At 73.6% G+C, this 16,489-nt stretch carries 13 protein-coding genes and 2 pseudogenes; 3 read left to right on the forward strand and 12 right to left on the reverse strand.

Features of this window, described 5'->3' with window-relative positions:
- The 5 genes and pseudogenes from ACIA5A_RS28375 to rsgA all read right to left on the reverse strand — a co-directional run.
- Nucleotides 1-217, reverse strand: a pseudogene (locus tag ACIA5A_RS28375) (phytochelatin synthase); the annotation flags it as partial.
- A 731-nt stretch (nt 218-948) separates the two neighbouring features.
- A complete protein-coding gene (gene uvrC, locus ACIA5A_RS28380) occupies nt 949-2,886 on the reverse strand; it encodes an excinuclease ABC subunit UvrC (RefSeq protein ID WP_396767493.1) in 1,938 nt (645 codons plus the stop codon).
- Between the two features lie 82 nt (nt 2,887-2,968).
- Entirely contained in the window at nt 2,969-3,451 is a 483-nt protein-coding gene (locus tag ACIA5A_RS28385; RefSeq protein WP_396767494.1) for a Rieske (2Fe-2S) protein, read from the reverse strand.
- Between the two features lie 164 nt (nt 3,452-3,615).
- On the reverse strand, nt 3,616-6,558 hold the full coding sequence (gene uvrA / locus ACIA5A_RS28390) for an excinuclease ABC subunit UvrA (RefSeq protein ID WP_396767495.1): 2,943 nt from the start codon (nt 6,556-6,558) through the stop codon (nt 3,616-3,618).
- Between the two features lie 153 nt (nt 6,559-6,711).
- Nucleotides 6,712-7,791: a ribosome small subunit-dependent GTPase A gene (rsgA, locus tag ACIA5A_RS28395; RefSeq protein ID WP_396767496.1), complete on the reverse strand. Its 1,080-nt coding sequence runs from the start codon at nt 7,789-7,791 to the stop codon at nt 6,712-6,714.
- Between the two features lie 182 nt (nt 7,792-7,973).
- Between rsgA and ACIA5A_RS28400 the strand changes: the two genes are divergently transcribed.
- Together ACIA5A_RS28400 and ACIA5A_RS28405 are read left to right on the forward strand one after the other, a co-directional pair.
- Nucleotides 7,974-8,690, forward strand: a complete 717-nt coding sequence (locus ACIA5A_RS28400) for a maleylpyruvate isomerase family mycothiol-dependent enzyme (RefSeq protein ID WP_396767497.1) — start codon at nt 7,974-7,976, stop codon at nt 8,688-8,690.
- 8 nt (nt 8,691-8,698) lie between these two features.
- Nucleotides 8,699-9,352: an MBL fold metallo-hydrolase gene (locus tag ACIA5A_RS28405; RefSeq protein ID WP_396767498.1), complete on the forward strand. Its 654-nt coding sequence runs from the start codon at nt 8,699-8,701 to the stop codon at nt 9,350-9,352.
- A gap of 45 nt (nt 9,353-9,397) precedes the next feature.
- On the opposite strand, the pseudogene ACIA5A_RS28410 reads toward ACIA5A_RS28405, so the two are convergent.
- Nucleotides 9,398-10,007: pseudogene (locus ACIA5A_RS28410) on the reverse strand (DedA family protein).
- 91 nt (nt 10,008-10,098) lie between these two features.
- A complete protein-coding gene (locus ACIA5A_RS28415) occupies nt 10,099-10,773 on the reverse strand; it encodes a class I SAM-dependent methyltransferase (RefSeq protein ID WP_396767499.1) in 675 nt (224 codons plus the stop codon).
- Nucleotides 10,774-10,950: 177 nt separating this feature from the next.
- On the opposite strand from ACIA5A_RS28415, the gene ACIA5A_RS28420 reads away from it, so the two are divergent.
- The gene (locus ACIA5A_RS28420; protein ID WP_184686822.1) at nt 10,951-11,154 is read left to right on the forward strand and encodes a cold-shock protein; all 204 of its coding nucleotides are present in this window, start codon (nt 10,951-10,953) and stop codon (nt 11,152-11,154) included.
- 47 nt (nt 11,155-11,201) lie between these two features.
- Here ACIA5A_RS28420 and ACIA5A_RS28425 read toward each other — a convergent pair whose 3' ends face one another.
- The 5 genes from ACIA5A_RS28425 to ACIA5A_RS28445 form a co-directional block, all read right to left on the reverse strand.
- Nucleotides 11,202-12,482: an MFS transporter gene (locus ACIA5A_RS28425; RefSeq protein ID WP_396767500.1), complete on the reverse strand. Its 1,281-nt coding sequence runs from the start codon at nt 12,480-12,482 to the stop codon at nt 11,202-11,204.
- Nucleotides 12,479-13,054, reverse strand: a complete 576-nt coding sequence (locus tag ACIA5A_RS28430) for an ArsR/SmtB family transcription factor (RefSeq protein ID WP_396767501.1) — start codon at nt 13,052-13,054, stop codon at nt 12,479-12,481. The genes ACIA5A_RS28425 and ACIA5A_RS28430 overlap by 4 nt, the downstream gene beginning before the upstream one ends.
- A gap of 114 nt (nt 13,055-13,168) precedes the next feature.
- On the reverse strand, nt 13,169-14,077 hold the full coding sequence (locus ACIA5A_RS28435; protein ID WP_396767502.1) for a hypothetical protein: 909 nt from the start codon (nt 14,075-14,077) through the stop codon (nt 13,169-13,171).
- Between the two features lie 166 nt (nt 14,078-14,243).
- Nucleotides 14,244-15,896 (reverse strand): CocE/NonD family hydrolase, encoded by a 1,653-nt coding sequence (locus ACIA5A_RS28440; RefSeq protein ID WP_396767503.1) that lies wholly within the window; start codon nt 15,894-15,896, stop codon nt 14,244-14,246.
- 2 nt (nt 15,897-15,898) lie between these two features.
- Nucleotides 15,899-16,414, reverse strand: a complete 516-nt coding sequence (locus ACIA5A_RS28445) for a MarR family winged helix-turn-helix transcriptional regulator (protein WP_396767504.1) — start codon at nt 16,412-16,414, stop codon at nt 15,899-15,901.
- Nucleotides 16,415-16,489: the final 75 nt, after the last annotated feature.

Here is a 16,489-nt window from a genome sequence, read left to right on the forward strand (position 1 = left end):
CGTTGCGGGCGGCGGCGGGGCCGCAGTAGTAGAAGTTCGGCTGCGCCTCGTAGCGCACGTCCAACTCCCGCTCACCGTGACCCTTGCGGTCGGCGACGACGGTGCTCTTCTCGGCCGGGGCGGCGTGGGCGGCGATGGCGGGGCCGGCGATGCCGCCGGCGGTGGCGGCGATACCGGCAGCGGTCAGCACGGTCTTACGCAGCAGGGTGGTAGCCATGATGGTTGCCTCCCAAAGGGGGTGGACGCGGCACGGGGGATGCCACGTGCGGGGGGAAGTCTTGAAGGGGGTGGGCCCGGCGGCGCGGGTGGCCTGCTCGGGGACCCGGGGAGCCGGTGCCGGCGGGGTGGCCTGCTCGGCGGCTCGGGGGGTGTAACCACGGCCGGTGGCCGGTCATTCCGACGCCTGCCGAGTCGTGCGCTCGGCGGCGCCAGGGGATGTAACGACGGCCGGTGGCCGGTCATTCCGACCGGGTGCCTGCGGCGGGGGCCGGGCTCCACGCGGTCTGCCAGGTATAACGCCGCGCCTGCGGCCCCGATTCCGTCAGGCTGATGGCACCGATCACAGCCAACCGCCCGAAACCGGACAAACTTCGCCGACGTCGGGTGGGGGCGTCGGGACTCCCGGGCGTGTCGCCGCCGGAGAAGAAGTAGCCCTGAGAGCGGTATGCCTCAGAGGCATATTTATGCCTCTGAGGTATACCGCGCAAAACTACACCTCACGTGGGAGCCGTTACGCACCGTGCGGGTGAGCCCGGGACGCGGTCGGTGCCCGCCTCGGCGTGCCCGGTGCGGTCAGCGGCGACTGCGGGATCGGCGAAGCGCCCAGAACCCGCCAGCCACGGCCGCGGCGGTCGGCAGAAGGCAGCAGAGCAGCAGGACGGACAGGTGCCACGGCTTGATCGCTCCCATGGGCCGAAGGGTAGGCGCCGGGGTCCACCACGGCCGCGATCAGGACGGTGTGGTCGCCGGGTCGGCGTCGAGGGCGGCCAGGATCGCCTCGGCCGTGCGCCGGCCCACGCCTGGCACCTCGGTGATCTCCTCCACGGTGGCGGAGGAGAGCCGCTTCAGCGAGCCGAAGTGCCGCAGCAGCGCCTTGCGCCGCACCTCGCCCAGGCCGGGCACGTTGTCCAGCGCGGACTCGGTCATCCGCTTGGAGCGCCGCTGGCGGTGGAACGTGATGGCGAAGCGGTGGGCCTCGTCGCGGACCCGTTGCAGCAGGTAGAGCGCCTCGGAGGTGCGCGGCAGGATGACCGGGTAGTCGTCGTCGGGCAGCCAGACCTCCTCCAGCCGCTTGGCCAGCCCGCACAGCGCCACGTCGTCGATGCCCAGCTCGGTGATCGCCTTCGCGGCGGCGGCCACCTGGGGCGGGCCGCCGTCGACCACCACCAGTTGCGGCGGGTAGGCGAACCGGCGCGGCCGACCGGTGGTCGGGTCGATGCCGGGCCGGTCGGGGTCGGCGGCGGTCTCCTCGCCCAGCTCACCGGTCTCGGCCCGCGCGTCCAGGTAGCGGGCGAAGCGCCGGCGCAGCACCTCGGACATGGCGGAGAGGTCGTCGGTGGCGCCCCGCACGATGAACCGCCGGTATTCGCTCTTGCGGGGCAGCCCGTCCTCGAACACGACCATGCTGGCGACCACGTCGGTGCCCTGGATCTGGGAGACGTCGTAGCACTCGATGCGCAACGGCGAGGTGCGCATGGCGAGCGCGTCGGCGATCTCGTCGAGGGCCTGACCGCGGGTCGTCAGGTCACCGGCGCGCTTGAGCTTGTGCCGGGCCAGCGCGTCCTTGGCGTTGCGCTCGACGGTCTCCAGCAACGACCGCTTGTCGCCGCGCTGCGGCACCCGCAGCGACACCCGGCTGCCCCGCCGGGTGGAGAGCCAGTCGGCGAGCGCGTCGGCGTCGGCGGGCAGCTCGGGGACGAGCAGTTCCCGGGGGACGTCGGCCTCACCCTGCTCGCCGCCGTAGACCTGGGTGCAGAAGTGGTGCACGAGGTCGCCGGTGGTCAGCTCCTCGGTCTTCTCCACCACCCAGCCGCGCTGGCCGCGCACCCGACCGTCGCGGACGTGGAAGACCTGCACCGCGGCTTCGAGCGGGTCGTCGGCGAACGCCACCACGTCGGCGTCGGTGCCGTCGCCGAGCACCACGGTCTGCTTCTCCATGGCCCGCCGCAACGCGGCCACGTCGTCGCGCAGCCGGGCGGCCCGCTCGAACTCCAACTGCTCGCTGGCCTCCAGCATGTCCTTCTCCAGCCGACGCACCATGGTGTCGGTGCGCCCGGCCATGAAGTCGCAGAAGCCGTCAACGATCTCCCGGTGGCGCTCCGCGCTGACCGTGCCCACGCACGGCGCCGAGCACTTGCCGATGTAGCCCAGCAGGCAGGGCCGGCCGACCTGGGCGGCCCGCTTGAACACCCCGGAGGAGCAGGTGCGCGCCGGGAAGACCCGCAGCAGCAGGTCGAGCGTCTCGCGGATGGCCCAGGCGTGCGAGTAGGGCCCGAAGTAGCGCACCCCCTTGCGCTTGGCGCCGCGCATCACCTGCAGGCGCGGGTATTCCTCGTCGAGGGTGACCGCCAGGTAGGGGTAGGACTTGTCGTCGCGGTAGCGGACGTTGAACCGCGGGTCGTACTGCTTGATCCAGGTGTATTCCTGCTGGAGCGCCTCGACCTCGGTGGCGACGGTGATCCAGTCGACCGACTCGGCGGTGAAGACCATCTGCCGGGTGCGCTGGTGCAGGTTGACCGGATCGGCGAAGTAGGAGTTGAGCCGGCTGCGCAGGTTGCGCGCCTTGCCGACGTAGATCACCCGGCCGGTGCCGTCGCGGAAGCGGTAGACCCCTGGAGACTCCGGGATGGTGCCGGTCGCGGGACGGTAGGTCGAGGGGTCAGCCACGCGTCAAGCCTAGTCCGCACCCCCGACAACCGGCCGTCGCCGCACCCCGCCCGCGGACGGCGGACGGAGGCGGCGCGGGCGGTCAGGCCAGCGTGATCTGGTCGCCCTCGACCTTGATCTCCTTGCCCGCCAACGGCTTGGTGGCGGGGCCCGCCTTGACCGAGCCGTCGGCGATCGAGAACCTGCTGTTGTGGCAGGTGCAGTTGATGGTGCCGCCGTCGACGTTCGACACCGGGCAGCCCTGGTGCGTGCAGATCGGGTCGAACCCCTTGAACTGGCCGGCCTCGGGCTGGGTGATCACGACGCCCTTGCTGGCGTACACCGCGCCGCCGCCGACCGGGATGTCGGTGGTGCGGGCCAGCGGACCGCTGCTGTCCCGGTTGCCGCCGCCGGCGTCACCGGTCCCGCTGGCGCCCGGTCCGCCGCTGCTCGGGGCCGTCCCCGGCGTCGCCTCGTCGTCGCCGCACCCCGCGAGCACCACGGCCGCGCCGACCGCGCCGGCGCCCGCGAGCAGGGCTCGGCGGCTCTGGGTGACCGGCCCGGTCAGCACCTGATCATCGCTCATCTCCGGCCTCTCTCTCGGCTGTCGCCACCAGTCATGATCCGTGGCCACACTGCGGTACACGCACCACCGTGGTGCACGGTTCATACTGGCGCGTCACGAAATGGGCACCGGCACGGGCCCCGGCGAGCGGGCCGACCGACCGGCCCGCTCGCCGTACGCGTCGGTCAGCGCACGCCCGCCGGCACCTTGCGGGTCCGCGACTTGGTGACGCCGTTGGCCTTGGCCGCCCGGGTGGTGGCCGCCTTGGCGCCCTTGGCCTCGCCGGCCAGCTTGAGGATCGGCCGCAGGAACTCGCCGGTGTGGCTCTCGGCGACCTCGGCGACCTCCTCCGGGGTGCCGGTGGCGAGCACCGTGCCACCCCGGTGGCCACCCTCCGGGCCCATGTCGATCAGCCAGTCGGCCGTCTTGATCACGTCGAGGTTGTGCTCGATGGTGATCACCGTGTTGCCCTTGTCGACCAGGCCCTCCAGCACCATCAGCAGCTTGCGGATGTCCTCGAAGTGCAGGCCGGTGGTGGGCTCGTCGAGCACGTAGACCGTCCGGCCGGTGGAGCGCTTCTGCAGCTCGGAGGCGAGCTTCACGCGCTGCGCCTCCCCGCCGGAGAGCGTCGGCGCCGGCTGGCCGAGCCGCACGTAGCCCAACCCGACGTCGACGAGCGTCTTCAGGTGGCGGTGGATGGCCGGGATGGCGGAGAAGAACTCGGCCGCCTCCTCGATCGGCATGTCCAGCACCTCGGCGACGGTGCGGCCCTTGTAGTGCACCTCCAGCGTCTCCCGGTTGTAGCGGGCGCCCTTGCACACCTCGCACGGGACGTAGACGTCCGGCAGGAAGTTCATCTCGATCTTGATGGTGCCGTCGCCGGAGCACGCCTCGCAGCGCCCGCCCTTGACGTTGAACGAGAACCGGCCCGGGCCGTACCCCCGGACCTTGGCCTCGGTGGTCTCGGCGAAGAGCTTGCGGACGTGGTCCCAGACCCCGGTGTAGGTGGCCGGGTTGGAGCGTGGGGTGCGCCCGATCGGCGACTGGTCCACGCCGACGACCTTGTCCACGTGCTCCAGGCCACTGACCCGGGTGTGCCGGCCGGGCACCAGCCGGGCGCCGTTGATCTGGTTGGCGAGCACCGCGTAGAGGATGTCGTTGACGAGCGTCGACTTGCCCGAGCCGCTGACCCCGGTGACCGCGATGAGCTGGCCCAGCGGAAAGCCGACGGTCAGGTTGCGCAGGTTGTGCTCGCGCGCGCCGTGCACCACCAGCTCGCGCCCCGGCGTCTGCGGCCGGCGGGTGGCCGGGGTCGGGATGGCCCGGCGCCCGGCGAGGTAGGCGCCGGTGACCGACTCGTCGTTGTCGAGCAGCGCCGGCACCGAACCGCTGTGCACGATCTTGCCGCCGTGCTCGCCCGCGCCCGGGCCGATGTCGACGATCCAGTCGGCCACCCGGATGGTGTCCTCGTCGTGCTCGACCACGATCAGCGTGTTGCCCAGCCCGCGCAGCCGCAGCAGCGTCTCGATCAGCCGGTGGTTGTCGCGCTGGTGCAGGCCGATCGACGGCTCGTCGAGCACGTAGAGCACGCCGACCAGACCGGAGCCGATCTGGGTGGCGAGCCGGATGCGCTGCGCCTCGCCGCCGGAGAGCGTGCCGGCCGGCCGGTCCAGGGAGAGGTAGTCCAGGCCGACGTCGAGCAGGAACTTCAGCCGGGCGTTGATCTCCTTGAGCACGCGCTCGGCGATCATCTTCTGCCGGTCGGTCAGCTCGATGCCGGCGAGCAGGTCGGCCGCCTCGCCGACGGAGAGGTTGCAGACCTCGGCGATGCTCTTGCCGGCCAGGGTGACCGCGAGCACCTCCGGCTTGAGCCGGGCGCCCCCGCAGGCCGCGCACGGCACGTCACGCATGTAGCCCTCGTACTTGTCGCGGGACCACTCCGACTCGGTGTCGTTGTGCCGGCGCTCGATCCACTGCACCACGCCCTCGAAGCCGGTGTAGTAGGAGCGCTCGCGGCCGTACTTGTTGCGGTAGCGCACGTGCACCTGGTCGTCGGAGCCGTGCAGGATCGTCTTCTGCGCCCGGGACGGCAGCGCCCGCCACGGCATGTCGACGTCGAAGTGCTGCGCCTCGCCGAGCGCCTCCAGCAGGCGCAGGAAGTATTCCAGGTTGTGCCCGGTGGCCCAGGGCTGGATCGCGCCCTCGCGCAGGGTGCGCTCCGGGTCCGGGATGACCAGTTCCGGGTCGACCTCCTTCTTGGTGCCGAGGCCGGTGCACTCGGGGCAGGCGCCGTAGGGCGCGTTGAAGGAGAAGACCCGGGGTTCCAGGTCCTCGATCGCCAGCGGGTGGTCGTTCGGGCAGGCCAGGTGCTCGGAGTAGCGCCGCTCCCGGGCCGGGTCGTCCTCCGGCAGGTCGACGAAGTCGAGCAGCACCAGGCCGCTGGAGAGGCCGAGCGCGGCCTCGACCGAGTCGGTCAGCCGCTGCTTGGCGCTCGGCTTCACGCTGAGCCGGTCGATCACCACCTCGATGGTGTGCTTCTCCTGCTTCTTGAGCTTCGGCGGCTCGGTCAGCGGGTGCACCACGCCGTCGACCCGGGCCCGGGCGTAGCCCTTGGCCTGCAGCTCGGCGAAGAGGTCGACGTATTCGCCCTTGCGGCCGCGCACCACCGGCGCGAGCACCATGAACTTGGTGCCCTCCGGCATGGCGAGCACCCGGTCGACGATCTGCTGCGGGCTCTGCTTGGAGATCCGCTCGCCGCAGATCGGGCAGTGCGGCTCGCCGATGCGGGCGAAGAGCAGGCGGAGGTAGTCGTAGACCTCGGTGATGGTGCCGACCGTGGAACGGGGGTTGCGGGAGGTCGACTTCTGGTCGATGGAGACCGCGGGGCTCAGGCCCTCGATGAAGTCGACGTCGGGCTTGTCCATCTGGCCGAGGAACTGCCGGGCGTACGACGACAGCGACTCGACGTAGCGGCGCTGCCCCTCGGCGAAGATGGTGTCGAACGCCAGGCTCGACTTGCCCGAACCGGAGAGCCCGGTGAAGACGATCAGGGCGTCCCGGGGCAGGTCGAGACTGACGTCACGCAGGTTGTGCTCGCGCGCGCCACGGATGATCAGACGGTCGGCCACGGTGCGTGTGCTCCCGGAAGAAGAATGTGAGGCGAAGTCTGTTTTTCATGAGTTGCCGGAGCGGTTTCCCGTAGTCGCAATGCGCAGGGAAAGCGCCCCGGCAACTCTAGCCCCGAGGTGTGACAACTTCCGTGGCGCGCACATTCCCCCAGCTCAGGACGCGCCGGGAGCGGGCGGGGTCGCCGGACGCCCGGCGCGTCGCCGCCCGCCCCGCCAGCCGCCCCGCCGCTCGGCGGCCAGCCGGACCGCGCGCCGGCCGCTCTCGTACGCGATCTCCCGCTGCAACCGCCGCAAACTTCCCCAGCGGCGCGCCGACAGCTCGCCCCGGTCCAGCGCGTCCCGCACCGCGCAGGCCGGCTCGGCGTCGTGCGCGCAGTCGGCGTACCGGCAGCCGGCGGCCAGCTCCGCGATGTCGGCGAACGCCCGGTCCAGCCCGGCGGCGCCGTCGAGCAGGCCGACCGCCCGTACGCCTGGGGTGTCCAGCACCGCTCCCCCGCCGGGCAGCGGCACCAGCGCCCGCCAGGTGGTGGTGTGCCGGCCCTTGCCGTCGACCCGGCGGATCGCCTGGGTGGGCATCACCTCCGCCCCGGCCAGCGCGTTGACCAGGCTCGACTTGCCGGCGCCGGAGGGGCCGAGCAGGCCCAGCGTGCGGCCCGGGGCGACGTGCCGGCGCAGCGGCGCCAGGCCGGTGCCCCGCTCGGCGCTGACCGGCAGCACCGGCACCCCGGGAGCCAGCTCGGCCAGGTGCCGGGCCACCGCTGCCGGGTCGGCGGCCAGGTCGGCCTTGGTGAGCAGCACCAGCGGCTCGGCTCCCGACTCGTGTACCAGGGAGAGCAGCCGCTCGATCCGGGCGGCGTCCGGCGCCGGGTGCACCGGCTCGACCACCGCGGCGGCGTCGACGTTGGCGGCCAGCACCTGGCCGCTGGCGTCCTTGCCGGCGGTGCGCCGCACCAGCGCGGTGCGCCGGGGCAGCACCGCCTCCACGGTCACCGGGCCGTCCGGCCAGGTGGCGAGCTGCACCCAGTCGCCCGCGCAGGGCAGCGCGGTCAGGTCGCGGGCCGCCGCCGCGAGCACGCCGCCGCCGAGGCTGGCCCGTACCGGGCCCTCCGGGCGCAGCACCGTGCACACGCCGCGGTCCACCCGGGCCACCCGCCCGGGTCGGTCGTCGAATCGTCGGTCGAGGTGGTCCGCCCAGTCGGCGTCCCAGCCGAGGGCGGTCAGGTCGAGGGTCATGGGGTCCTCATCGGTGTCGTGGAAGTGCGGGGCGGAACACGCGCTGCGACCGGCATGCCCACCACCTCCCTCCCGGCGCCGCGACCCGAACGTGTCGGCCCCGACGGTAAGGGGCGCGCCGACGCGCCGAAAGCGATTTCCCCGGCGGCGCGCCGCGCCCCGGCCCGCTACTGTCGAACCCGATGACGACTGATCCCCTGCTGCTGACCGGCGAGCTGGCCGCGGCCAACGACCGGCTGCTGCGTACCGTGACCGGCCTGACCGCCGCGGACGTCGCGGCGCCGTCGCCGCTGCCGGGTTGGACCCGCGCGCACGTGCTCACCCACCTGGCCCGCAACGCCGACGGCTTCGTCAACCTGCTCACCTCCGCGCGCACCGGCGAGTCGATCCCGATGTACGCGTCGCTGGACGCCCGCGCCGCCGACATCGAGGCGGGCGCCGGCCGGGGTCCCGCCGACCTGCTGGACGACCTGCGTCGCAGCGGCCAGCGGTTCGACGCGGCGGTGGCGCAGATGCCCGCCGAGGCGTGGGGCGCCACGGTGCAGACCCGGCGCGGCCCGTGGCCGGCGGCGCTGCTGGTCTGGGGCCGGTTGCGCGAGGTCGAGGTGCACCACGTCGACCTGGCCGCCGGCTACCGGCCGGCGGACTGGCCGGAGGCGTTCGCCCAACGGCTGCTGCACGAGGTGACGAACGGCCTGGCCGACAACCCCGGCGCGCCGGCCATGGTGTTGCGCGTCGAGGGCGGCGCGCACGAACTCGTCGTGGGCGACCCCGAGGGGGCGCCCACGATCACCGGCCCCGCGCCGGAACTCGCTGCCTGGCTGACCGGCCGGGGCACGGGCGAGCTGCTCACCGTCGACCCCGACGGCCCCCTGCCGACTCCACCGGAATGGATCTGAACGCCGTCATGACCTACACCGGAGACGTCACGCCCGGCGGCCCGCCGGCCGTACGCGAGCTCGACCGGCTCACCGTCAGCAAGCTGTCGGTGGGCCCGATGGACAACAACGCCTACCTGCTGCGCTGCCACGCCACCGGCGACCAGTTGCTCGTCGACGCCGCCAACGAGGCGCCCCGCCTGCTGGAGCTGATCGGCGACGGCGGGCTGGCGACGGTGGTCACCACCCACCGGCACATGGACCACTGGGTCGCGCTAGAGGAGGTCGTGGCCAAGACCGGCGCCCGCGCGCTGGTGCACGCCGACGACGCCGAGGGCCTGCCGATCGCCGCCGAGGCGCTGCGCGAGGGCGACACCGTCGCCGTCGGCGACTGCGAGCTGGAGGTGATCCACCTGCGCGGGCACACCCCGGGGTCGATCGCGCTGCTCTACCGCGACCCGGCCGGCACCCCGCACCTCTTCACCGGCGACTCGCTCTTCCCCGGCGGCGTGGGCAACACCGACCAGGACCCGGAGCGCTTCGGCCAGCTCATCGACGACGTCGAGGCGAGGATCTTCGACCGGCTGCCGGACGAGACCTGGTTCTACCCGGGCCACGGCAAGGACAGCACGCTCGGCGCGGAGCGGCCCGCCGTGCCGCAGTGGCGGGCGCGCGGCTGGTGACCGTGCCGGGCCCGGCCTCCCCCGTGGCGGCCGGGCCCGGCCCGTTCAGCCGGTCACCGCGCGCAACCGGCGGCGGGTGCCGAGCAGCACCGGGCCGGCGAGCAGCAGCCCGACCGCCATGGTGAGCACCGTCGGGTCGAGCGCGCCGGGCAGCAGCCCGGTGAGCGCCCGCGCGGCCAGCCCGAGCGCCACGTAGAGCCCGGCCCAGGCGGTGGCGCCGAGCGCCGCGCAGGCCACGAACCGCCGGTACGGCATCCGCAGCCCGCCGGCGGCCAGCGGCAGCAACGCGTTGAACACCGGCAGGAACGGCGCCACCAGCACGATCCGCCCGCCGCCGCGACGCAGCAGCGTCTCGGCGGCCGCCCAGCGGGACTCGCCGATCCAGTCGCCCAGCCGGCCCCGGCGCAGCCGCCCGCCCCAGAGCCGGCCGGGCGAGGAAGCTCAGCGACCACCCGGCCACGCAGCCGGCGACCACGACCGCGACGGTGACCAGGCCACCGACCGGCCGCCCGGTGCCGACCGCGGCCAGGACCGCGGCGTCGCCGGGCACCAGCACCCCGAGCAGCGGTACGGCGTCGGCGAGCATCACCGCGCCCAGCAGCCCCATCAGCAGTGTGGTGGGCAGCTGCCCGAACTGGGCGAGGAGATCCGTCATGCCTGGCACGCTATGCCCGCTCGGCCGTCCGGGACATCGGGCGTGATCCCCCACACGCCCCCGAGACCGCATCCGGCGGATTCCCCGAGGGTCAGCGTGGACGCAGCACCTGCACCCGGCGCACCGGGGAGTCGACGGCGGGCTCGGTGGTGGGCACCGGGTAGCTGGCCACCAGCTCCAGCCCGTCCGGCGGCAGGTGCCCCCGGTCCGGGTCGCCGAGGAGCACCTCGACACCCCGGTCGGCGCAGCGCCGCAGGTAGGGCAGGACCCGGGCGGCCAGGTCCGCGTCGTAGAGGACGTCGCCGGCCACCAGCAGGTCGGCGCCGGCCACGCCGTCGAGCAGGTCGTCGCCGTCGGCGGTGACCCGGACCCGGTTCGCCCGGGCGTTGACGGTCACGGCGGCCAGCGCGTACGGGTCGACGTCGTTGGCCATCACGTCGTCGGCGCCGGCCAGCGCGGCGGCGATGGCCACCAGTCCCGAGCCGGCGGCCAGGTCGAGCACGCGCCGCCCGGCGGCGAGTTCGGGGTGGTCGAGCAGGTGCCGGGCCAGCGCCTGCCCGCCGGCCCAGACGGAGGCCCAGTACGGCGGCGGAAGCGACCGGCCGGCGGCGGCCTCCATCCGGGCCCACCAGAGGATGGCGTCCTCGGCCAGGTGCAACCGCACCTCGGGGACGAACGGCGCGGCCATCAGGCGCAGCCGGTCCGGGCCCGCCCCGGGCGCCGTGATCTCCCGTTCCAGGTCGGTCAGCGCCGTCGGAGTGCTCATCGGGGCAAGCATGCCGCGCCCCGGCGGCCGGCGGCGGCATTTCCGGCGCCTAGGTATTCGCGTGCCACGCCGGCACTTCCGGCAGCGGATCCGGGTCGGGGCGGTTATCGTCGGACAGGTACAGGGCGATCACCGGCCGCGGGCCGGGGCTCACCCGCATTGAACAGGGAGAGACGCATGGCAACCGGCACGGTCAAGTGGTTCAACTCGGAAAAGGGCTTCGGCTTCATCGAGCAGGACGGCGGAGGCCCGGACGTGTTCGTCCACTACTCGGCCATCCAGAGCAATGGCTACCGCGAGCTGAACGAGGGCCAGAAGGTCGAGTTCGAGGTGACGCAGGGCCAGAAGGGCCCGCAGGCGGACAACGTTCGTCCGATGTGACGATGTGCCGGTGGCGGCGGTCGGTTCCCGACCGCCGCCGCAGCGCGCTACCCGACGGGCGTCGCCGGCAGGTTTCGGCGCCGGCGTAGCGGCCCGACCATCAGCAGCAGCGGGGTCAGCGCCAGCCAGGCGGTCATCACCCGGATCGCCCCGGCCGGCCCCCACGCCGCGCCCAGCGCGCCGGCCACCAGCGCGGCGAGCGGGATGGTGCCGTAGTTGAGCAACTGCATGCTCACGGTGACCCGGCCGAGCAGCCGGTGCGGCGTGTAGGTCTGCCGGAAGCTCCCCTTCACCACGTTGCCGATCGCCACGCCCAGGCTCACCAGCGCGCCGCCGAGCACCAGCCAGGCGGTCCGCGCGCCCGGGCCGGCGAGCGGGATCAGCAGTGCGGGCGGGCCGGTCAGCGCGCCGGCGAGCAGCAGCGCGCGGGCGCTGCCGACCCGGCGGGCCAGCGGGGCGGCCAGCGCCGCCCCGACCACCCCGCCGAGGCTGGCCAGTCCGATCAGGAGGCCGACCAGCCCGGCCGGCAGCTCCGCCGAGCGGACCAGGAAGACGACAAGCACCGCCTGGTAGCCGGTGAGCCCGATGTTGCTGGCCGCGCCGAACACCGTCAGCACCCGCAGGTACGGGTCCCGGGTGACGAAGCGCAGCCCGTCGGCCACCTCCCGGCGCATCGACGCGGTCGGCGAGGGGCGGCGCGGCCGGGGTTCGACCGCCCGGATGCGGTGCAGGCACAGCGCCGACACCAGGAAGCTCACCGCGTCCAGCGCCACGGCGGTCACCGCTCCGGCGAGTTGCGCGATCAGGCCGGCCAGGCCGGGGCCGAGCAGGTAGCTCGCGGTCTGCGTGGCGTGCAGCCGGGAGTTGGCCGGCGGCACCTGCTCGGGCGGCAGCAGGGTGGGCAGGTAGACCTGGTCGGCGGTCTCGAAGAAGACCCGGGCCAGCCCGGCGCCGAGCGCGACGGCCAGCAGGTGCCCGACGGTGAGCAGGTCCAGCAGCGCGGCCAGCGGGACGCTGGCGAACAACGCGGCGGCGCACAGGTCGGCGGCGATCATCACGGGGCGGCGGCGGACCCGGTCGACCCAGGCGCCGACCGGCAGACCGGCGAGCAGCCAGGGCAGCCAGGCCGCGGCGGTCAGCACCGCCACCTGGAACGTGCTGGCGTCCAGCACCGCCACGGCGACCAGCGGCAACGCCACGGTGGTCATGTTGCTGCCCACCGCGCTGATCGTGTGCCCGGTCCAGAGCAGCCGGAAGTCGCGGTGCCGGAACAGCCCGCCGGGCGGCGCGACGGCCTGCGGCGCGGGCGCGGCGGCCGGGGCGGTCACGGCCGGCCCGGGACGCCGTGGGCGAACACGAAGACCGGCTCCCGGGTCTGTCCGTCGTCGGGGACGGCGCGGTCCGCCCACCGCATGAGCAGCGCGACGACCTCGCCGCTGAGCTGGGCCAGCTCGTCCGGGGTCAGGTGCAGCCAGTGGTCGGTGCTGAACGGCCCGTCGCCCCAGGCGGCGTGGGCCTCCTCCCCGGCGGCATGCCAGGCCCGCACCAGCTCGGCGTGGCGCTCCAGGTTGAGCGAGCTGGCCGCGTCGGCCACCACCCGGGCGGACGGGTCGTCGTCGAAGTCGGTGTTGGACCAGCGGACTCCCCTGCTCCGGGGCTTCCACCAGCGCTCGCGGCGGTCGCGGGCCAGCTCGGGCGCCTCGACCAGCAGGTCGGCGCCGGCCAGCACCTTGAGGTGGTGGCTCACGTTCGCCGGGGACTGGTCGGTGCGCTCGGCGAGCATCCCGACGGTGCAGGGGCCGTAGACCTTGAGCACGTCCATGAGCCGGCGGCGGAGCGGGTGGGCGAGCGCGGCGAGCACCCGCGAGTCGGTGACCTGTCGGACCGTGGGCTGTTCCATGGGCCCGAGTCTGACATCCGCAAGAGATGTTGCGCAACACTCATTGCGGAACACTTGTTGCGGAAATCCGGCGCCCCGGCGTCGCGACGCTGCAGTCGTCGCGACGCCGGCGGATCAGGCGGTGAGCCGCCGGGACAACTCGTCGGCGACGTTCCGGGCGATCTGCGGCGGGATCGCCGCGGCGATCTTCTCCGGCGGCAACCCGGCCAGGACGCCGGTGATGATCTGCTGCTCGTCGGTGAAGTCCTTACCGGACAACGCGTTCACCTGGGCCACCAGCGCCGGCCAGCCCTGCAGCATCGTCAGCATCTGCTGCAACGGCGAGTTCGCCGCCGGCTGAGTGATCAGGCCGGTGGTGTTGGCCGGCGAGATCAGCCAGTTACGCAGGTTCTGCAGGTCGGCGAAGACGTCGCCGACGGTACGACTGGACGAGCCGGTGTCGCGCACGAGCTTGTCGGTCTGTTCCATCTCGGGCTCCGGTTTCGGTGGGGCGATCAGGCCGATCGCGGTGAGGTAGCGGCGGAACAGCGGGGTCTGGTCCCGGCCCGCCTTCGTCGAGTCGCGGAAGAAGCTGATGTGCGTGTGGTAGAGGTGGCTGCTGTCGCCTGTGGTGCGCTTGCCCAACCGGTCCCACCGCCGCACGGTGCGGCCGTCCGGGGAGTAGATGATCTCCCGGATGTCCCGGGAGTCGGTCGCGTTCGCCGCACACTGCGCCACCAGCCAGGTGGAGAACGTGCGCAGCGTGTGGGTGGCCCCGCCGGAGCGGACCGAGAACGTCCCCACGTCCAGTGCGGACGCGTACAACGTCAACCCGGAGCGGTCCCGGGTGGACTCCACCACCGAGTAGTCGTTGGTGACCACCCGGTCCGAGCCGCAGTGGTAGCCGCCCCGGTGGCTGGGATCACCGACGATGCCGACCTCCGCCGGCTCGAGGTCGGAGTCCCGGACGACGTTCTTGTCGACGTTGAGATAGGCGAGCAACAGGGTGCGGACGGCCAGCAGGTTTGCCGGGGCCGACGTCATGGCAGATCCCCTCCGATCGATGGCCGGCACGGGCACTGCAGTCACGACGCGTGATGAGGTGAGATCTGCGGACGCGCCCCTACCGGATGACTGCACGACAACGGGCACTTGCCTGAAGACTATCCCCCGTTCGGGGAAATGCCCAGGTCAAGGCCAAGATTTGCGATTATCTGCCCGGAGTGGACGACGCCGGCACGAGCGGCAGGAGCACCGCCGACGGGTGCGCGGGGTCGTGCAGCACCTCCCGCCAACCGGCACGGAGTGTGACGGCGGTGCCGAGCGGCTCGCCGGTGCCGGGATTGCGGGCGTACCTCGGGTGGGCGCCGCCGGAGACCTGCAGCCGCAACCGGTGCCCCGGGGCGAACCGGTGGGCGGCCGGCCAGAGCGCGACCGGCACCCGGAGCACGCCGGACCCGTCGGCCGGGAACCGTCCCGGCTCGACCCGGACCAGGCCGTCGCACACGTTCCAGGACCGTCCGCCGCGGTCCACGTCGCACAGCCGCACGAACACGTCCAGGTAGGACAGCTCGCTGCGCAGGTGGATCTCGGCGTGCACCGGCCCGAGCACCTCCACCGGCTCGCGCAGCGGGTCGGTGGTGTAGGTCAGCACGTCCGGCCGGGACTCCACCGCGCGGTTGTCCACCGCGCCCGCCCGCTGGGCGACAAGCAGCGGCCCGCCCAGCGACGGGGTCGGGTCGGCCGGGTCGTACCGGATCCGGTCCGGCCCGCCGCCGACCGGCGGGGCGGGGTCGAGGCCACCGTCGGGTTGCAGGTGCCAGCGCGTCACCGTGGCCGGCGGCGGCCAGTCCGGCAGGTCCCGCCAGCCGCCCCCGACGCCGCCGATGTGCACCCGCACCGGAGCCCGGGGCGGCACGGGCCGGCCGGCCAGGTGTTCGGCGAACCAGTCCAGACCCTCCCGCAGGGACGCGACCAGCAGCCCGGGGCTGCCGTGGGTCCACGGTCCGACAGTCAACGTCGGGCGGGCACCGGCGGCCCGCAGCCGCGTGTAGTCGTCGAGCTGGGCCGGCAGGAAGATGTCCTGCCAGCCGCTGACCATGGCGACCGGCGCGCGCACCTCGTCGATCCGGTCGCCGAACACCCGGGCCCGCCAGTAGTCGGCGCCCGGGGTGTGGTGGCGCAGCCACTCCTGGAAGAACGGCACCGTCACGCCGGTGGCGACCCGGTCCGCCTCGACCAGCGGCAGGTGGGTCAACGCCCGCACCAGCCGGGGCTGGCCCCGTTTCAGCTCCCACTGCCGGGCCAGCCAGGGCACGGTCTGCGCCTGGAGCAGCTCGGCCCAGGTCAGCACCGTGTCCAGCGCGAAGGACTCCCCCGCGTACGTCGAGTCGCGGGTGGCCGAGGCGGTCACCACCGCGACCATCGCGCGCAGCTCGTCACCGGCCTCGGCGGCCAGCGCCCACTGCACGAAGCCCTGGTAGCTGGCGCCGAACATGCCGAACGCGCCGGTCCACCACCGCTGGCGGCGCAGCCAGTCGAGGGTGTCCAGGCCGTCGTCTCGCTCGTGCACCAGCGGGGCGAACGCGCCCCCGGAGCCGTACGTGCCGCGGCAGGACTGGATCACCACGTGGAAGCCGCGCTCGGCGACCAGCAGGCCGAGCAGTCGGACCGGCCCACCCCGCCCGTACGGGGTGCGAATCAGCACGCAGGGCGCGCCGGGCAGGTCGGGCGCGTAGTGGTCGGTGCGCAGGGTGGTCCCGTCGCGGACCCGTACCGGGATGTCGCGGGTGACAGTGATCCGGCCCGTGCGGGCGGCGGGCAGTCGCAACGCCGCCGCGGCGAGCCGGGTGACCAGGCGCACGGTCAGTGGTCGCCGGCCGGCTCGGCGGCGCCGCGGGCGGCGCGCACCTCGTCCCGGTGTGCCCGCATGCTGTGCACCATCTCGCCCATGAACCGGTGCACCACGGCCAGCTCGTCGTCGGTGAACCGGCCCATCACCTCGTCGGTGCGCCGGCCCAGCGGCCCGAAGAAGCTCTGGGCCAGGGTGGCGCCCCGGTCGGCGTAGTGCAGCAGGATCTTGCGACGGTCGGCGGTGTCCCGGTCGCGCCGGATGTGCCCGGCGCGCTCCAGCCGGTCGACGAGCGCGGTGACCGAACCGGACGAGAGGTTGAGCACGTCGCCGAGCCGGCCGGGGGTGATCGGGTCGCCCACCAGCTCGGCCTCCATCACCGCGATCAGCGCCTGCAGGTCGGTGGGGTTGAGCCCGTGCAGGCTGGCGAACGCGTGCCCGACGTGCTGCGCGTCCGCGGAGTAGCGACGCAGGTCGTTGGTGATCTCGGCGACCAGGCGCCCCCGCGGGTCGTCCCGTCGCCGGTACATGCCGTGCCCCGTCACCGCTCGCCGCCACCCCCTGCCCGGTCCGGTTGCAGCATAGAGCCTGCCCGGATAATCTCG

Origin of the sequence: Micromonospora sp. NPDC051300, from assembly GCF_044455315.1 — a bacterium.
GTDB classification, from domain to species: domain Bacteria; phylum Actinomycetota; class Actinomycetes; order Mycobacteriales; family Micromonosporaceae; genus Micromonospora; species Micromonospora robiginosa.